Genomic DNA, 17,645 nt, shown 5'->3' with positions numbered 1-17,645 from the left:
AATAGGAAGATCGGAAAAAATCTTTATTTGGAGCTGCGATCTGTGATCAGCTAGAGGCAAAATCACAAGTTGCAAATTGAAATGAGCGTCATATACTGTAAGTCAGATAGACGTTTGTTGGAGGTACAATTATGACTGTTTATCATTTTGTTGGAATAAAAGGGACAGGTATGAGTCCACTGGCCCAAATTCTTCATGATACTGGGTATACTGTCCAAGGATCGGATATCGAAAAACATATCTTTACACAAAAAGCATTAGAAGAACGAAATATTAAAATTCTACCATTTGACCCAGATAATATTCAGCCAGGGATGACGGTCATCGCAGGAAATGCATTCCCTGATACACACCCTGAGATTGAACGTGCCCTTTCTGAAGGGATTCCTGTCATTCGTTACCATAAATTCCTTGGAGAATACATGGATTCATTCACAAACGTTGCGATTACTGGTGCTCATGGCAAAACATCGACAACAGGACTGCTTGCTCACGTCATGCAGGCAGCCAAACCTACTTCGTACTTAATCGGTGATGGATCTGGAATGGGGAAAGAAAACAGCGAGTATTTTGTTTTTGAAGCATGCGAATACCGCAGACACTTCCTCAGCTATCATCCAGATTATGCGATCATGACCAATATTGATTTTGATCATCCTGATTATTTCTCGGATATTGATGACGTGTTTGATGCGTTTCAAAACATGGCGCTTCAAGTGAAAAAAGCCATTATTGCCTGCGGTGATGATGAGCATCTGCCAAAGATTCAAGCGAAGGTACCTGTTGTGTACTACGGTTTCAACGAAGAAAATGATTTCCAAGCACGCAATGTTGTGAAAAATACGGAAGGTACCACATTTGATGTATTTGTACGCAATACGTTTTATGATACCTTCTACATTCCTGCCTACGGAAATCATAATGTCCTCAACTCGTTAGCTGTCATTGCATTATGTCACTATGAGTCCATTGATGTAGAGCTTATCAAAGGCGCATTAACGACATTTGGCGGTGTGAAACGACGCTTTAATGAAAAAGTGGTCGGTGAGCAGGTCTTAATTGACGATTATGCACATCATCCAACTGAAATTGAAGTCACGATTGAAGCAGCTCGCCAAAAATATCCGGACCGTGATATTGTGGCTGTCTTCCAGCCGCATACGTTCACACGTACACAGCAATTCTTAAGTGAATTTGCTGACAGTCTAAAGAAAGCCGACTATGTCTACCTTTGTGATATTTTCGGTTCAGCCCGTGAAAACATTGGGAAGCTGAGCATTGAAGATTTACGAGAAAAAATCCCGCAGGCCCAATTAATTGAGGAAGAAGATACATCTGTGCTGAAAACGCACGAAGATGCGATTCTGATCTTTATGGGAGCAGGAGACATTCAGAAGTATTTGCGTGCTTATGAAAAAGTCGCTGTATAAATGCTTTAAAAAAGTGCCGTTTCACATGGCACTTTTTTATTTTGAATAAAATGTGACAAAAGGGCTAAATGTGTCAACATGCGGCGCTTTTTTTCGTTCGCTGTGGACAGGAATTAGCGAATAAGTGTAGAATTATTATTCAATCGGTCATTCTAGGCGATGTTTGAATGATACAACGAGAGGGTAATGAATTGAATATGCCCGCAGCAAAGGAGGTATCAGATGATTATTATTCTATATCTAAGCGTTGCACTGATCGCAATTGCTTTCCTCATTCTTGTCATCTATTTGTCCAAAACATTAAAATCCTTACAGCTGACATTAAAGAATGTTGCATCAACTTTAGAAGGTCTTGAAGGTCAGATGCAAGGCATCACCACAGAGACAGCACAGTTGCTACATAAGACGAATCAGCTTGCTGAAGATATTCAAGACAAATCAGCAAAACTTAACACAGTTGTGGATGCGGTGCAGGGAATTGGTGGCTCGATCAACCAATTTAATACAAGCATAAAGCAGGCAGCTGGTGCGGTTTCTTCATCCGTTGAAAGAAATCAAGAAAAAGTGACGGATGTGGTAAGCTGGAGTAACGCAGCACTTGAAATTTATAAAAAATGGAAACAGCGTAAACATCAAAAATAAACCATATTCGCATAGGAGGAATAATCATGAGCAAAGACGGAATCAATAGCAAAGACTTTTTGATCGGAACACTTATTGGTGGAATTGTTGGTGCAACAACAGCATTATTTTTAGCACCGAAGTCAGGGAAAGAGCTTCGCGATGATTTGAACACCCAAGCGAATGCGTTAAAAGAAAAAACAGACCGGCTCACAACAGATGCAAAAGAAAAAGGCACTGAATATGTGACGATTGCAAAAGATAAAACGTCTGAATTGTCTCAGCTTGTAGCAGAGCAGTCAAACCAGATTTTAGACAAAGTGAAAGACATAAAAGAGCGTGCGGCTGGAAAAGCTAATCATGTGAAAAATGAAGCAGAAGATGCGGCAGCGGATTTGGCAAGCGAAGCATCTGATGTAGCAGATGAAGCAAAAGTAAGAGCACAAGAAGCAAAATCAGAAATTGAAGACGGCATCAAAGATGTCAAAGAAAAAGTAGAACAATCTACTAAAGGCTAACTCTCACTGCTCGAAGTGAAGAAGGAGAACATCATGTCAAAACAACTCATTGAAACAGAAGAACAGTTTGATCAACTAACGAATCAAGATGGGACCTTTGTCTTTTTTAAGCACAGTTTGACATGTCCGATCAGCCAAGCGGCTTTTCAAGAGTTTGAAGCATTTGCGTCTGCACATGAAGACGTGCCAACGTATTTCTTGCAAATTCAAAACACGAGAGAGCTTTCATCCTACGTGGCTGAAAAATCAGGTGTAAAGCACGAAAGTCCGCAGGCACTCGTCTTTAGCGGTGGAAAAGTAAAATGGCATGCTTCTCACTCAAGCATTACAAAAGAAGCGCTTGAACATAATCTGTAAAAGAAAGAAACGTCAGCAGCGGCTGACGTTTTTTTTATAAAAAAGGTTTACTTGAACGAAAAGTATGCTATAATCTTACATACAATACTTTATCGCTTAAAAGCGTTTGGGTAATAAAGAAAATTTTCGTGACAATTCCGAAATCTTTGTTTATAATAAACCCTATCATGCAAGAATGAAAAAATAAAAAGCGAGAGCAGGCAGAGGAAAGGATGACAAAAATGAGCAACAATGAACTAGAAAAATTGAGGCAGCAAGCAGATGAACTAAATCTTCAAATTCTAAAACTGATCAATGAAAGAGGAAACATTGTCAAAGAAATTGGAAAAGCAAAAGAAGCGCAAGGTGTCAACCGTTATGATCCTGTCAGAGAGCGCACAATGCTGAACCAAATTCTTGAAGAAAATGATGGGCCATTTGAAAACTCAACGATTCAGCATATTTTCAAAGAGATTTTCAAAGCAGGTCTAGAGCTTCAAGAAGATGACCACAGCAAAGCACTTCTTGTTTCTCGTAAGAAAAAGCCAGAAAACACAATCGTGAATATCAATGGGGAAGCGATCGGTGATGGAAAGCAGCGTTTCATCGTTGGACCATGTGCCGTTGAAAGCTACGAGCAAGTCGCAGAAGTAGCGGCAGCAGCGAAACAGCAGGGATTAAAACTACTTCGTGGTGGCGCATTTAAACCTCGCACAAGTCCATACGACTTCCAAGGACTTGGTGTAGACGGACTAAAGATTCTAAAGCGTGTAGCGGATGAATACGGTCTTGCTGTCATTAGTGAAATTGTCAATCCTGCTCATATTGAAGAAGCGATTGAGCATATCGATGTTATCCAAATTGGGGCACGTAACATGCAAAACTTCGAGCTGTTAAAAGAAGCCGGTTCCGTGAAGAAACCAGTTCTTTTAAAACGCGGTCTTGCAGCGACCATTTCAGAATTCATCAATGCAGCTGAATACATCATCGCCCAAGGAAATGATCAAATCATCCTTTGCGAGCGCGGTATCCGCACATACGAAACAGCGACAAGAAATACACTAGATATCTCGGCAGTGCCAATCTTAAAACAAGAGACACATCTACCAGTCTTCGTTGATGTGACGCACTCAACTGGACGTAGAGATCTTCTCCTTCCAACAGCAAAAGCAGCTCTTGCGATTGGAGCAGACGGTGTCATGGCAGAAGTACATCCAGATCCATCTGTTGCACTGTCTGACTCAGCGCAGCAAATGGACATTCCACAATTCGAAAAATGGTTAGATGCGTTAAGACCACTTGTGAATATTCACGCGTAATCATAGATAGAAATAGCCGCCGGATAACTGCCCGGCGGTTTTTTTATGGAGAAATACCATGGAGTTTGGGAATGAAAGGAAGAAAGCACATTGCAACCCTAAAAAGTGCTTGTTCACAATGTTTTCATTTTTAAAATTCGATAGAATCTGCTAAGATCATTGTCATAGCTGGCGTTCTCAATGTTTTTTTATGAAATATGATTCAATTTACAGGTAACAAGCTGATTAAAGTTTGTTTAATTTAGTTATAAAAAGAAAGGGAACGTTTTCATATGACAAAAAAACGTGTATAATTTCATAAAAGAATGTCATTTTGATGTAGATTGAAAAATTATGTGTCTCTTTTCATCGTTTTAATGACAAATAGGATATTATTTTCCTCGTATCTGACATGTCTCTATCCAATTGGTGAATGCTATAGATATGAAGTGTATTTGAAGGAGTGATTTATGTGAATAATGTTACAATATATGATGTAGCAAGAGAAGCAAATGTAAGTATGGCAACGGTATCACGCGTAGTAAATGGTAATCCAAACGTAAAACCAACAACAAGAAAAAAGGTACTTGAAGCAATTGACCGCCTTGGCTATCGTCCGAATGCAGTGGCTCGAGGCCTAGCAAGTAAAAAAACAACGACAGTCGGGGTCATCATCCCTGATATTTCTAGTATCTTCTATTCGGAATTAGCACGCGGTATTGAAGACATCGCTACGATGTATAAATACAACATTATTTTGAGCAACTCAGATCAAAATACAGATAAAGAGCTTCATTTGTTAAATACGATGCTCGGCAAACAAGTAGACGGAATTGTCTTTATGGGCGGAAATATCACAGATGTGCATGTGGAAGAATTTAAGCGCTCTCCTGTGCCGATTGTTCTTGCAGCATCTGTTGAAGAGCAGGCTCAAACACCATCCGTCAACATCAACTATGAGCAGGCCATTTATGACTCAGTTCAGCTGTTAGTTGAAAAAGGACATAAACGAATTGCATTTGTTTCTGGTCCAATGTCAGAACCAATTAATTCCGTGAGAAAGCTTGCAGGTTATAAGCGAGCACTTGAAGAAGCGGGCATAGCGTTTGACGATACGCTCGTCGCTGAAGGCGATTACTCGTATGATTCTGGAATTGAAGCACTTGCTCATCTGCTTGAGCAGTCTGACAAGCCGACAGCTGTTATCGCAGCTACAGATGAAATGGCTCTAGGTGTCATTCATGGAGCACAAGACAGAGGGGTATCTATTCCTGAAGACTTAGAAGTGATTGGCTTTGATAACACAAGACTTTCTCTCATGGTGCGTCCTCAGCTGACAACAGTTGTACAGCCGACATATGATATTGGTGCTGTTGCGATGAGATTGCTCACAAAGCTGATGAACAAAGAACAAGTGGACGATCAAATTGTTGAGCTTCCGCACAGAATTGAAGAAAGACAATCAACGAAATAAAGCAAAAAAAGCAGGCTACCTTATGAGGGATAGCCTGCTTTTCTTATGCCTTTTTCTTTTCTCTTCTAACAGGCATAAGTGCTTTTTCTACTGTTTGTGCATTTTTTTCTGTGATTTCTGCTTTTCTTGGGATCGGTGGATATAAATCGTCAGGATCTTTCCATGTAGGTGGAAGGGTAACAGGCGATTGCTTATTCCATGCCTGAATCCAGTCCTGAGGGAGCTCATCTGGCGGTGTAATGCCTTTCATCTCAAGCCAAATGCGGCTCCACGCTCTTGGAACGACGCGCCAAATATCATATCCCCCTCCGCCAACAGCGATCCACTTGCCGTCACAATATTGATGTGCAAGCTCATGAGCAAGTCTAGGAATTTCTTCATATATTTTCATGGTGGCAGATAAATGAGTTAACGGGTCATAGTAGTGTGCATCTGCCCCGTTTTGCGTCAAAATCACATCTGGTTTAAAAAAAGCAGCAATCTCAGTCACTGCTGTTCGGTATGCTTCGAGAAACGATTCATCTTCCGTAAATGCATCTAGTGGAATATTATAAGCATAGCCATAGCCTTTATCGTGGCCTCTTTCCTGTACTTGTCCGGTTCCAGGGAATAAGTAGCGTCCCGTTTCATGAATGGACACCGTACATACCTCTGGGTCGTCATAGAAGCTGAACTGGACACCATCGCCGTGATGAGCATCCGTATCAATATATAAAATTCTAGCGCCATATGTCTTTTGAATATATTGAATCGCCACAGAGCTGTCATTATAAATACAAAAGCCAGATGCACGCCCTTTGAATCCGTGGTGAAGCCCGCCGCCGAGATTGAGGGCATGCTGCGAATGACCGAGCATCACTTGGTCAACCGCTGTTAATGTTCCGCCAACAAGGAGAGATGCCGCCTCATGCATGCCTGCGAACATCGGTGTATCTTCAGTGCCAAGACCGTATCGTTCACCCTCTGCCGTAGACAGCTTTCCTTCACTTGCCCGCTGCACAGCCTGGATATAATCTGCTGTATGGACGAGCTTTAATTCCTCCAGAGTAGCCATACGCGGTGCAACGATTTCATCCTCTGTTAACGCCTTCATTTTTTGAAGAAGATCATAAGTTAAGTAGACACGAAGCTGATTGAAGGGATGATCTTGGTTAAATTGGTACGTTTGAAAAGATGGTGAAAAAACAAAGGTCGCTTCCTTCATTTGATCGTCTGCTCCATAGGCCAGAGCACTTTATAGCCTTTTGCGCGAATCAGCTTCGTCACATGATCTGCATGAATGGTTTGAAGGCGGAATACGAGCACTTTAGATGCCTCATTGGCATGCGGGTACACGAGCACACTCAGCATTTGAATATGCTGCTCCTTTAAAATGGCTGTAATATCTGCGAGGCTTTCTGTCATCTGCTCCACTTCAACCTCTAAGTGCGACCCAGGCTGATCTGCACCTGTCAGTCTTACAAACGTACGAAGCAGATCTGTTTTTGTGATAATGCCTACAAGCTTGCCGCGTCTCACCACTGGAAGACAGCCAATTCCGTGCTCAAAAAAGACACTTGATATCTCCTCAACGAAATCAAGCGGGTGAGCAGTGATCGTCTCTAATACCATGATCTCTTCTACTGGCCGCTGAATAAAGAGCTTCCTTTTCTCTGTTTCAAAAATACTTGGACTGGCATTTTTAATATCCCGATCTGTCACCATCCCAATGACAGACCCTTGATCAGATACGATCGGGATATGCCGGATGTGGTGTGCACTCATTTTTTGAATGGCTTCTTCAATCGTATCGGTTTTTCGCAGCGTGATCACATCACGCTCCATAATTTGTTCAATCATCATTGTTTACCAATCCCCTTTGCCAAAAAAACGAATTGAACGTTAATACATAAAGCGCTGATGGAAGCGAAGACGATCGAAACGCTCGATCGAATCAGGACTCACATGTTTCCCAATTCTGGCCATTAAACAATTGGCTGGATGTGAGCTGATTTCTGGCTCGTCTGTTGCAAACCAGACAAGACCGCCTGCGTTCATCATTTTCTCCATCATTTTGCGGTACTCCCAAACGTTTTTCTTTGTCCCCTTTAAATCCCAATGCCAGTAATATTCAGTTGTAATGATGATGTAATTCTCCATTTGCTCATCCATCATGCTCACATCAAGCAAATGCTTGCCAAGTGAGCATCCTCTAAATGGAGGAGCGACCTCAATCGCGCCAAGCTCAATTAAATTGTCCATTTTGCCCTCTGACCAACGCTCAAGTGGATCAGGATACAAATACGTGACATAGCCTACGACAAGCTCATTCGCTCTTGCAATGATAATACGTCCTTCTGGAAGATCTGCTATTTCAACAAGTGCTTGTTTCTGTTCCTCAGGCGTGCGAAATGCCGTTAGTCCTTCATGAAACGTATAGTTCGCAAGCTCTGATGCAGGTACCGGTCCTTCAACCAGGATGGAACCTGTTTCGCGCTCAATGGTTTTTGAATAATAAGTTTTAGGATGCTCCACGTATCCACCGCCCCTAATTCTAGTGAGTCGTCTCTATTCTATCTTAAAACTTGCAATAATTAAAACGGTTTCATCAGAAGTTTTTTAAAAATTGAGAAAAAAAGTCATCTATACTATAATGGTCATTGTAAACGTATGCAAAGGGGGACTGTTTGATGAAATTGGAAACGCTACCATCAGTAAAAGGGGATTATCATTTAAATGATTATGAGCAGGCATACAAAGATTTTTCATGGGAGGAAGCTAGAAAAAACTTCTCCTGGTATGAAACAGGAAAAATAAATGCAGCCTATGAAGCGATTGACAGACATGCGGACTCGTTTCGTCAGAACAAGGTGGCGCTTCACTACAAAGATTCACAGCGGGATGAAAAGTATACGTTCAGGGATATGAAAATCAACACAAACAAAGCGGGGAATCTATTCAGAGAAAAAGCACATGTAGAAAAAGGGGATCGCGTGTTTATCTTTATGCCAAGATCACCTGAGCTCTATTTTCTTTTGCTTGGTGCAGTTAAAATTGGAGCGATCGTTGGCCCATTATTTGAGGCATTTATGGAAGGTGCCGTCAAAGACCGTTTAGAAAATAGTGAGGCAAAGGTGATCGTGACAACACCAGATTTGCTTGAGCGAATTCCATTTGCAGAGCTTCCGAAGCTTGAATCTGTCATCATTGTCGGCGGTGAAAACGAAGACGTCGATGGAGTGCGGACAATTCACTATGAAAAGGCGTTTGAGGAGGCAGCAAAGGAGCTTGAGATTGAATGGATGGATGAAAAAGACGGCTTCCTGCTTCATTACACATCAGGATCTACTGGTACGCCAAAAGGTGTGCTTCATGTCCATGGTGCAATGGTCCAGCAAGGCCAGACTGGTAAATGGGTGCTTGACTTGAAAGAGGATGACGTTTACTGGTGTACAGCTGATCCAGGCTGGGTTACAGGCACAGTGTACGGTATTTTTTCACCGTGGTTAAATGGGGCGACGAATGTGATTTTAGGCGGCCGGTTTAATCCTGATACGTGGTATGAAACCATTGAATCACTCGGTGTAACCGTTTGGTACAGTGCCCCGACCGCCTTTAGAATGCTCATGGGGGCAGGGGATGATCTCATTCAAAAATATGACCTCAGCTCGCTCCGCCATGTCTTAAGTGTGGGAGAGCCGCTTAATCCAGAAGTCATCCGCTGGGGAGATGCTGTTTTTGGCAAGAGAATTCACGACACTTGGTGGATGACAGAAACGGGTGCACAGCTGATTTGTAATTATCCATGCATGGACATCAAGCCAGGCTCGATGGGAAAACCGATTCCAGGCGTAGAAGCGGCAATTGTCGATAATGCAGGAAATGAACTTCCGCCATACCGGATGGGCAACCTTGCGATTAAAAAAGGCTGGCCTTCTATGATGCATACGATCTGGAACAATCCTGAAAAATATGAATCTTACTTTATGCCGGGAGATTGGTATGTTTCAGGAGATTCAGCTTATATGGACGAAGACGGATACTTTTGGTTCCAGGGACGTGTCGATGATGTCATCATGACGTCAGGAGAGCGGGTCGGTCCATTTGAGGTGGAAAGTAAACTGGTCGAACATCCAGCTATTGCGGAGGCTGGTGTCATTGGAAAGCCAGATCCGGTCCGCGGTGAAATTATTAAAGCATTTATAGCGCTTAGAAGTGGATATGAGCCGACAGATGAGCTGAAAGAAGAGATTCGTACATTTGTGAAAAAAGGACTCGCAGCACATGCGGCACCGCGAGAAATTGAGTTCAAAGACAAACTGCCCAAAACGAGAAGCGGAAAAATTATGAGACGTGTGCTAAAGGCGTGGGAGCTGAATTTACCTGCTGGCGACCTTTCGACAATGGAAGATTAAATTTTTTCATCAGTTGACTTGATATCAAAAGTGTGTTAAAAATGACATTAGTTGAATATGAAAAGGTTTTGACTGAGATTCAGTAGAATGATCTTTCCCTGTTGAAGAGAGCTGACGGCTGGTGCGAGTCAGTACAAAGAGATATTCGAATTACCCTCACGAACCGCTTTTACGAAAAGGAGCATGCCCTGATTAGTGAAAGAACGGATCTGTCCGTTATCAGTGTAAGTGAAAAGACGAGATTTTTTGTCTTTTAAGCAGGGTGGTACCGCGATATATATCGTCCCTTCGTTCATTCGAAGGGGCGTTTTTTTGTTGAATTGTAAAAAAAGGAGATTTGGAAATGAGTCAATTGATGGAAGAGCTATCGTTCAGAGGATTAATCCAGCAGCAAACAGATGAAGAAGGTTTAACAAAATTATTAGCAGAAGAAAAAATCAAACTATACTCCGGCTTTGATCCGACAGCTGACAGCTTACACATTGGTCATCTATTGCCAATTTTAACATTACGCAGATTCCAAGAAGCAGGTCATCATCCGATTGCTCTTGTTGGGGGCGCAACTGGACTAATCGGCGACCCTAGCTTCAAGAAAGCAGAACGTTCACTCAACCCAGCAGAAATCGTCGAACAGTGGTCAGAAAAAATCAAAGGACAGCTGTCTCAATTTCTTGATTTTGAAGCAGGCGAGAATCCAGCCGTCATCGTGAATAACTACGACTGGATCAGCCAAATGAATGTCATCACGTTCCTTCGTGATATTGGAAAGAACTTCGGTGTAAACTTCATGCTGGCAAAAGATATCGTGAGCTCACGTATCGAAACAGGGATTTCTTACACAGAATTCAGCTACGTCATCCTGCAGTCTTTAGACTTCTTAAACCTTTACAGAAATGAAAATTGTAAGCTGCAAATTGGCGGAAGTGACCAGTGGGGAAATATCACATCTGGACTTGAGCTGATCCGTAAGTCTGAAGCAGAAGGGGCAAAAGCATTTGGTCTGACGATGCCGCTTGTCACAAAAGCAGACGGCACAAAGTTTGGTAAAACAGAAGGCGGCGCCATCTGGTTAGATAAAGAAAAAACGTCTCCATATGAGTTCTACCAATTCTGGATCAACACAGATGACCGTGATGTCGTGAAATACTTAAAATACTTTACGTTCTTATCAAAAGAAGAGATCGCATCGTACGAAGAAAAAGTGAAAACAGCACCTGAAAAGCGTGAAGCGCAGCGCCGTCTAGCAGAGGAAGTGACAACACTTGTACATGGCCGTGAATCACTAGAACAGGCTGTTAACATCTCAAATGCACTATTCAAAGGTGAGATCAAATCTCTTACAGCTGAAGAAGTGAAAGTAGGCTTTAAGGATGTTCCATCAATGGAGAAAAGCAGCACAGAAGAATTAACACTAGTCGATATCCTTGTGGAATCAAAGCTGTCTCCATCAAAGCGTCAAGCACGTGAAGATATTACAAATGGTGCTGTCTCCATCAACGGAGAGAGACAAACAGATAAAGATTATGTTCTTTCAGCTGACGACCGAATTGAAAACCAATTTACCGTTTTAAGAAGAGGGAAAAAGAAATACTTCCTCGTAACGTATAAATAAATCTTTATGAAACAGTAAGCATCATGGAAAAGCACCCCAACATTGAGGTGCTTTTCTTTTTTTATGTAGAAGTAGCTCATTCGTCTGCTTCTTGTTCAAGGAGTGAATCTTTGTTTGTATAAGCATGTTCTACCTTACAAATTCGGGTTGTATAGGATTCATACCAATCTTTTTTTCCCTTTTTTTGGACACGCTGATGTGCTGTATGTGCTTTCCATTCTTTGATGGCTTCTAATGAATCCCAGTAAGAGACAGTGATTCCAACACCATGTTCATCTCGTACACTTTCCATTCCAAGAAACCCATCTAGATCTTTCGCTAATTCTTCCATTTTTTGAGCAGCAGCAGCGTATTCTTTCTGCTCGACATTTGTTCGTTTTGATGTGAAAATCGCGGCGTAGTAGGGTGGTGCAGGTGTTTGAGTAAATAGCATCTAGTAGAACCTCCTTAGTCTATTGATATTATATATGAAAGAAAGAAGGTCTCGTAGTCTTTTTGTTTTAATTTAAAAAAGTCCAAGGTGCTTTTTGATTATTTATATTTTTGTAAAATCATCTCATAAACATTACCTTGTTCACTTTTCTGACATATTTTTCTTGTATAAAATAGAGTCGTATAAGATGAATAAGGGGGAATGAAAGTGATGTTTGTTAAGAAAAGGAGTTTGCAAATTCTCATTGCGCTTGCATTGGTGATTGGTTCAATGGCGTTTATCCAGCCGAAAGAGGCGAAGGCGGCTGAGCATAATCCGGTTGTGATGGTGCACGGCATTGGCGGTGCCTCTTATAACTTTTTTTCTATTAAAAGTTATTTGGCCACACAAGGCTGGGATCGAAACCAATTATATGCTATTGATTTCATAGACAAAACAGGAAATAACCGCAACAATGGTCCGCGTCTATCGAGATTCGTCAAAGATGTGTTAGACAAAACGGGTGCCAAAAAAGTAGATATTGTGGCTCATAGTATGGGTGGAGCGAACACGCTATACTATATCAAGAATCTAGATGGCGGCGATAAAATTGAGAACGTTGTCACAATTGGTGGAGCAAACGGACTCGTTTCAAGCAGAGCATTACCAGGCACAGATCCAAATCAAAAAATTCTTTACACATCCGTCTATAGCTCAGCAGATCTTATTGTCGTCAACAGCCTCTCTCGTTTAATTGGCGCAAGAAACATCCTGATCCATGGCGTTGGTCATATCGGTCTATTAACCTCAAGCCAAGTGAAAGGGTATATTAAAGAAGGACTGAACGGCGGAGGACAAAATACGAATTAAAAAACGAAAAAAGACAGCGGCATATGCTGTCTTTTTTGATGTCAGCTGGCATATGGCAGCTAGAGATATTGAAAAGAATGGCAAAACGATGATACAGAAACAGACCATCGTACATAGCTGAATAAAAACATGTACAAAACGTTCACCATTCCTTACACTACATGTAGTGAATGTGAATATTCGGAGGTGGGCGTTTGTGAAAACGAATCAAAAGGTTTTCATCATTGTCGATGTACAAAAGGCGTTCGAGCATGAAAAATGGGGAGAACGCAATAACCTAGAGGCAGAGGAGAATATTAGCCGGCTATTAACGTTTTGGAGAGAGAAAGGCTGGAAAGTGATTCATATTCAGCATACATCCGACAATCCGGACTCTGTATTTCATCCAGCAAATGAAGGGCACCTTTTCAAAGATATGGCTAAACCGCTAGAGGAAGAAATGGTGATACAAAAGAAAGTCAACAGCAGCTTTATTGGTACTAACTTAGAGGAACATCTAAGATCAAACCAGATTGACACGGTCGTCATTGCAGGATTAACAACCCCTCACTGCGTATCAACAACCACAAGAATGAGCGGAAATCTTGGCTTTGATACGTATCTGATCTCAGATGCAACAGCCGCCTTTGGACTAACAGATCAAAATGGTACATATTTTGACCCAGAATCGATCCACCGGCTCTCACTTGCAACCCTGCATGATGAATTTGCGACTGTCATGACAACAGAGCAGCTCATCGCAAAATGGACAAGTCAAGAATAAAAGTTTGAAAGCTCCTAGAAAGAGATCTAGGAGCTTTTTTTATGCTAATGATATGTGTCCAGCGATTGTTTTCGTTGTTTCTTACGTGAGTAAACGAGATCAATCTCAATAAATAAAAAACTGACAAAGAATGATAAAATCAATACGCCGGAATCCTCTATCGATACATTCATTAAGTTTAAGTAAAGGACATACTTGATAGAGAAATGTAAAACGATCCAAGAACTCACCCATTCCAAAGCATAAGTGAGCCATACAGGAAGTTTAAGGAGATAAGCCAGTCCTTTTCCTATGAATAGAAGGACAGGTGACCAAAAAACGACGATAACACTCACGAACAAAGAGAAAGAGATCAAAGAAAAAAACGAATCATACGTGATGGTTTCTCCAAAAAGAAAATTCACGCCTAAAACGGTGATGTATAGCAATACACTTGGAACCGCGATCACAAAGCAGATAGAAAAAAAGAGCAGGAAGATAAACAGACTTGCAGCAAATCTATTGGGCGGCTCATCGATAATCTGTTTTTTTCGTAGAAGAGAATAGGCAATCACTGATAAGGTTAAAAGTAAGAATAGAATGATCGTGATACTATACATGGAACTCCTCCATCTAAGTACTATAGAAGACCATACGACTGATATGTCATCTATCATGATTGTACCAATAGAAAAAAGGCACTTCAATGAAATGTTTCCTATATTTGTATATAAAAATAGAGACAGGTTTGATTGAAGTAAGAATGGAGCAGGCAGCCGGGGAAAATAAGTGTTGAAAATGGAAGATGACTTCAAATGATTTCATGTATAATTGAGAACATACAAAAAACCCTAGAAATCCTTGAACAATCAAGGGATCTAGGGTTTGTTTGCTCTCTCTTAGAGAAGTAAAGAAATTAACGAGAGTAGAACTCAACGATTAGTTGTTCGCTGATTTCAGGCGCTAATTCAGAACGCTCTGGAAGACGAGTGAAAGTTCCTTCAAGCTTTTCAGCATCGAAAGAAAGGTATTCAGGAACGAAGTTGTTTACTTCAACTGATTCTTTCACTACTGCAAGGTTTTGAGATTTCTCACGAAGAGCAATCGTTTGACCTGGTTTCACAGAGAAAGATGGGATGTCTACACGGCTTCCATCAACAAGGATGTGACCATGGTTTACTAGCTGACGAGCTTGGCGGCGAGTACGAGCAAGGCCAAGACGGTATACTAGGTTGTCAAGGCGAGTTTCAAGAAGGATCATGAAGTTTTCACCTTGTTTACCAGGAAGTTTAGCAGCTTTATCATATAGTGTACGGAATTGACGTTCGTTGACACCGTACATGTGACGAAGCTTTTGCTTCTCTTGTAATTGTAAACCGTATTCAGATAGTTTTTTGCGTTGTCCTGGACCATGTGGGCCTGGAGCGTAAGGGCGTTTTTCAAGTTCCTTACCTGTTCCGCTTAATGAAATGCCTAAACGGCGGGAAATCTTCCAACTTGGACCTGTATAGCGAGCCATAATGTGACTCCTCCTTATTGTTTTTATTTGTGAAAAATAAAAACCGTCTGTTCTTCCTCTTTTTCGTCATTATGTTTTCATGCATCCTCGCTCCAGCAGCAGGGAGTTACAAGATGCACCTTCATAATATAGAAGGAACAAAATGATACAAAAAAGCCGAACAAAAAGGCTGCCATATTTCACACAAACTCTATTATATGACGCTGGATAGGAGAAGTCAACCTATTTAGAGGCAGAGGTGACGTTCTCCATTATATAAAGAAACATAAAAAAGCAGACAATGTGCCTGCTTTTTCTGCATGATTACGCATCCGTAGAGACGGATAACGCCTGTTGGAGAATTTCTGTAAATTGAATAAGGTAGGACTCATCTACTTCACTGAAGCGGTCTTTCACAGGGCTGTCAATATCGAGGACCCCAATGATCCGTCCATTGACCTTGAGCGGAATGACTATTTCAGATTGCGATGCTGCGTCACAGGCAATATGTCCAGGGAATGCATGGACATCAGCGATACGCTGCACTTCACCTGTCGCAAACGCTGTACCGCAAACGCCTTTTCCAGAAGGGATGCGCACACATGCAGGCAGTCCGTTAAACGGTCCAAGCACAAGCTCGCCGCCCTTTGCTAAATAAAACCCTGCCCAATTGACTTCAGGAAGTGAATGATAGAGCAGCGCAGCTGCATTTGCCAAGTTGGCAATCAGATCAGGTTCACCATCTGTAATGGCTTCTACCTGTTTGACTAGCAATTGATAGTCTTTTGAAGGATCGCCAGACTGTTTTTCGACATGAAACATGAAAATCTCCTACTTTCTATCTTAAAAATACATAACTTGCGTCTCGCATGTGGGATTTGTCGAGCAATTGTAAAAGGAACTTCCGCCTTCATCTTGAAGTATGTACACATGAAGAGGGGTGAGCGGATGAAAACATCAACAACCGTGCAAACAAAAGACCGTATTATGGATGCTGCCATCAGACTTTTTAACCAAAAAGGATTTTCTGGAACCTCTGTCCGTGAGATTGCGAAGGAAGCAAACGTCAACGTTGCCCACATTTCTTATTACTTTCAAGGAAAAGGAGGGCTGCTTGAGCAGCTCGTATCCGATTTTTATGAAGGTTACATTCACATGATTGAATCACATCTCCATCACATGGAAACCCGTCATGCAAAAGAATGCTTACTACATGTGGTTTTTGATATTTTATCTTATCAGCACAAGCACCGTCAATTAACCCGTTTCGTTTATCGGGAGGTGACGATTGATTCGACACTCATCAGAGAAATCATGTCGACATATTTAACGAAAGAAAAATATTTGTTTCAGCTTATCATTGAAAAAGGAAAAAGCACCCATGTTATTTGTGAGCAGCTTTCACTCGCATCCTTTATGATTCAGCTTAAATCACTTCTCATGATGCCATATTTACAACCGCAATATTTAACAGAGGTGCTTTATTTGAACCCAAGTGAGCCGTATTTCTATCAAATGTACTTTAAGGAGCTGAGCCGCTCGCTTCATTATTTGTTAGAACCAAAAGAGCCGGCACTAGATTCTTATCTGAACCTCATGATGTCCTCGAATTGATCATACGCATATCCGAGATCTTCCGCTTGATGGGCATCAGAGCCGAATATGAGCGGAATTTTTTTCTTTTTTGCAAGGTCTATCATCCATTGATCTAAATAGATACTTCTGGCATATGTTTTCCGAAGACCTGATGTATTAAAATCTAAGGACATGCCTTTTTTTGCCGTTTCTTCAAGGCAGAGGGTGACCTTTTGACAAAGTTCAGGTGACATTTCATATGGAAAAAGCTGTTTGAATTTCTGGACAAGGGTGATATGACCGATTCTCTTTGGCTTATATTGGCCTAAAGATGATAGAATAGAAGAATGAATTTGGTCATAGTAGCTTTGATAGACCTGTTCGATGCTGCCATAGATGCTTATTAGCTGCTGGAAGGCATGCTCGTCAAAATCAAGGCAAATATAATCATCGCCAGCAGGAAGAAAGTGAACAGATAAAATGGCGTCGTCTAGTTCTGGACCGTAGCAGTCTAAAAAGGTTCTTGTTTCCTCTTCATACGCTTTGATAAAGTCAACCTCAAGCCCAGTTTTTACTATTAATTGTCCTTTGTATTCTTGTTTCAGCTGAGCCAGTTTCGTTATATACGCTTCAAGGTCTTGGAGCTTCATGGCACTATCCTGCTCAGGTGTTGGATCTTGAAACGATGGAGGCAGCGGGGCATGCTCGGTAAAGGTTATGGAATCAAATCCCTTTTTAATGGCTTTTTCAATATAAGAATGAAAAGAATCAAGCGAACCGTGCGGGCAAAACGGTGTATGTAGATGTGCATCTTGTTTCAGCATGTCGTCACCTCTTGTCGATATTTTGAAAAACGTGATGTTTA

The 17,645-nt window shown here is 41.4% G+C and carries 19 protein-coding genes and 1 other annotated feature; of the genes, 11 read left to right on the top strand and 8 right to left on the bottom strand.

Features of this window, described 5'->3' with window-relative positions; all coding sequences use genetic code 11:
- Positions 1–131: 131 nt before the first annotated feature.
- The 6 genes from murC (at position 132) to ccpA (ending at position 5,677) form a co-directional block, all read left to right on the top strand.
- On the top strand, positions 132–1,430 hold the full coding sequence (gene murC, locus NST65_RS13620) for a UDP-N-acetylmuramate--L-alanine ligase (protein WP_025092288.1): 1,299 nt from the start codon (positions 132–134) through the stop codon (positions 1,428–1,430).
- A gap of 222 nt (positions 1,431–1,652) precedes the next feature.
- Entirely contained in the window at positions 1,653–2,072 is a 420-nt protein-coding gene (locus NST65_RS13615) for a DUF948 domain-containing protein (protein WP_024424855.1), read from the top strand.
- Between the two features lie 26 nt (positions 2,073–2,098).
- On the top strand, positions 2,099–2,569 hold the full coding sequence (locus NST65_RS13610) for a YtxH domain-containing protein (protein ID WP_034279523.1): 471 nt from the start codon (positions 2,099–2,101) through the stop codon (positions 2,567–2,569).
- Between the two features lie 33 nt (positions 2,570–2,602).
- Positions 2,603–2,926, top strand: coding sequence for a bacillithiol system redox-active protein YtxJ (gene ytxJ, locus NST65_RS13605; protein WP_046312088.1), 324 nt, complete (start codon positions 2,603–2,605; stop codon positions 2,924–2,926).
- Positions 2,927–3,147: 221 nt separating this feature from the next.
- A complete protein-coding gene (locus NST65_RS13600) occupies positions 3,148–4,224 on the top strand; it encodes a bifunctional 3-deoxy-7-phosphoheptulonate synthase/chorismate mutase (protein WP_034279528.1) in 1,077 nt (358 codons plus the stop codon).
- Between the two features lie 451 nt (positions 4,225–4,675).
- Complete coding sequence (gene ccpA, locus NST65_RS13595) at positions 4,676–5,677, top strand: catabolite control protein A (protein WP_034279529.1); 1,002 nt, start codon at positions 4,676–4,678, stop codon at positions 5,675–5,677.
- Between the two features lie 43 nt (positions 5,678–5,720).
- Here ccpA and NST65_RS13590 read toward each other — a convergent pair whose 3' ends face one another.
- The 3 genes from NST65_RS13590 to NST65_RS13580 are packed head-to-tail and all read right to left on the bottom strand — an operon-like array spanning position 5,721 to position 8,191.
- A complete protein-coding gene (locus tag NST65_RS13590; RefSeq protein WP_024424850.1) occupies positions 5,721–6,881 on the bottom strand; it encodes an acetoin utilization protein AcuC in 1,161 nt (386 codons plus the stop codon).
- The gene (locus tag NST65_RS13585; protein ID WP_034279532.1) at positions 6,878–7,519 is read right to left on the bottom strand and encodes a CBS and ACT domain-containing protein; all 642 of its coding nucleotides are present in this window, start codon (positions 7,517–7,519) and stop codon (positions 6,878–6,880) included. Before NST65_RS13585 ends, NST65_RS13590 begins: the two co-directional genes overlap by 4 nt.
- A 39-nt stretch (positions 7,520–7,558) precedes the next feature.
- Positions 7,559–8,191 carry a GNAT family N-acetyltransferase gene (locus NST65_RS13580; protein WP_034279534.1) on the bottom strand — a complete coding sequence of 211 codons (633 nt, stop codon included), beginning with the start codon at positions 8,189–8,191 and terminating at the stop codon, positions 7,559–7,561.
- Between the two features lie 155 nt (positions 8,192–8,346).
- Here NST65_RS13580 and acsA point away from each other — a divergent pair, with 155 nt between their 5' ends.
- Positions 8,347–10,071: an acetate--CoA ligase gene (gene acsA, locus NST65_RS13575; RefSeq protein WP_025092287.1), complete on the top strand. Its 1,725-nt coding sequence runs from the start codon at positions 8,347–8,349 to the stop codon at positions 10,069–10,071.
- Between the two features lie 59 nt (positions 10,072–10,130).
- Positions 10,131–10,362, top strand: a binding site (T-box leader).
- Between the two features lie 52 nt (positions 10,363–10,414).
- Positions 10,415–11,683 (top strand): tyrosine--tRNA ligase, encoded by a 1,269-nt coding sequence (gene tyrS, locus NST65_RS13570; protein ID WP_034279538.1) that lies wholly within the window; start codon positions 10,415–10,417, stop codon positions 11,681–11,683.
- Between the two features lie 76 nt (positions 11,684–11,759).
- Here tyrS and NST65_RS13565 read toward each other — a convergent pair whose 3' ends face one another.
- On the bottom strand, positions 11,760–12,116 hold the full coding sequence (locus tag NST65_RS13565) for an antibiotic biosynthesis monooxygenase (protein WP_041114974.1): 357 nt from the start codon (positions 12,114–12,116) through the stop codon (positions 11,760–11,762).
- Between the two features lie 207 nt (positions 12,117–12,323).
- On the opposite strand from NST65_RS13565, the gene NST65_RS13560 reads away from it, so the two are divergent.
- Together NST65_RS13560 and NST65_RS13555 are read left to right on the top strand one after the other, a co-directional pair.
- Positions 12,324–12,965, top strand: coding sequence for a triacylglycerol lipase (locus NST65_RS13560; protein ID WP_117603436.1), 642 nt, complete (start codon positions 12,324–12,326; stop codon positions 12,963–12,965).
- 196 nt (positions 12,966–13,161) lie between these two features.
- Positions 13,162–13,728 carry a cysteine hydrolase family protein gene (locus NST65_RS13555; protein WP_342488998.1) on the top strand — a complete coding sequence of 189 codons (567 nt, stop codon included), beginning with the start codon at positions 13,162–13,164 and terminating at the stop codon, positions 13,726–13,728.
- Positions 13,729–13,772: 44 nt separating this feature from the next.
- Here the strand turns inward: NST65_RS13555 and NST65_RS13550 are convergent, their stop codons facing one another.
- The 3 genes from NST65_RS13550 to NST65_RS13540 form a co-directional block, all read right to left on the bottom strand.
- Positions 13,773–14,327, bottom strand: a complete 555-nt coding sequence (locus NST65_RS13550) for a hypothetical protein (protein WP_342488997.1) — start codon at positions 14,325–14,327, stop codon at positions 13,773–13,775.
- Positions 14,328–14,623: 296 nt separating this feature from the next.
- Positions 14,624–15,226 carry a 30S ribosomal protein S4 gene (gene rpsD, locus NST65_RS13545; RefSeq protein ID WP_024424838.1) on the bottom strand — a complete coding sequence of 201 codons (603 nt, stop codon included), beginning with the start codon at positions 15,224–15,226 and terminating at the stop codon, positions 14,624–14,626.
- 303 nt (positions 15,227–15,529) lie between these two features.
- A complete protein-coding gene (locus NST65_RS13540) occupies positions 15,530–16,027 on the bottom strand; it encodes a GAF domain-containing protein (protein ID WP_111926303.1) in 498 nt (165 codons plus the stop codon).
- Between the two features lie 126 nt (positions 16,028–16,153).
- Between NST65_RS13540 and refZ the strand changes: the two genes are divergently transcribed.
- Positions 16,154–16,819 (top strand): forespore capture DNA-binding protein RefZ, encoded by a 666-nt coding sequence (gene refZ, locus NST65_RS13535; RefSeq protein WP_111926305.1) that lies wholly within the window; start codon positions 16,154–16,156, stop codon positions 16,817–16,819.
- Here refZ and hisJ read toward each other — a convergent pair.
- The gene (gene hisJ, locus NST65_RS13530; protein WP_111926307.1) at positions 16,789–17,604 is read right to left on the bottom strand and encodes a histidinol-phosphatase HisJ; all 816 of its coding nucleotides are present in this window, start codon (positions 17,602–17,604) and stop codon (positions 16,789–16,791) included. The genes refZ and hisJ overlap by 31 nt on opposite strands.
- Positions 17,605–17,645 lie beyond the last annotated feature (41 nt).

The organism is Bacillus sp. FSL P4-0248, assembly GCF_038593305.1.
Taxonomy (GTDB): domain Bacteria; phylum Bacillota; class Bacilli; order Bacillales; family Bacillaceae; genus Bacillus; species Bacillus safensis.
Note: the sequence above shows the minus strand (reverse complement) of the source record. Positions and strands in the feature narration are given on the sequence as shown.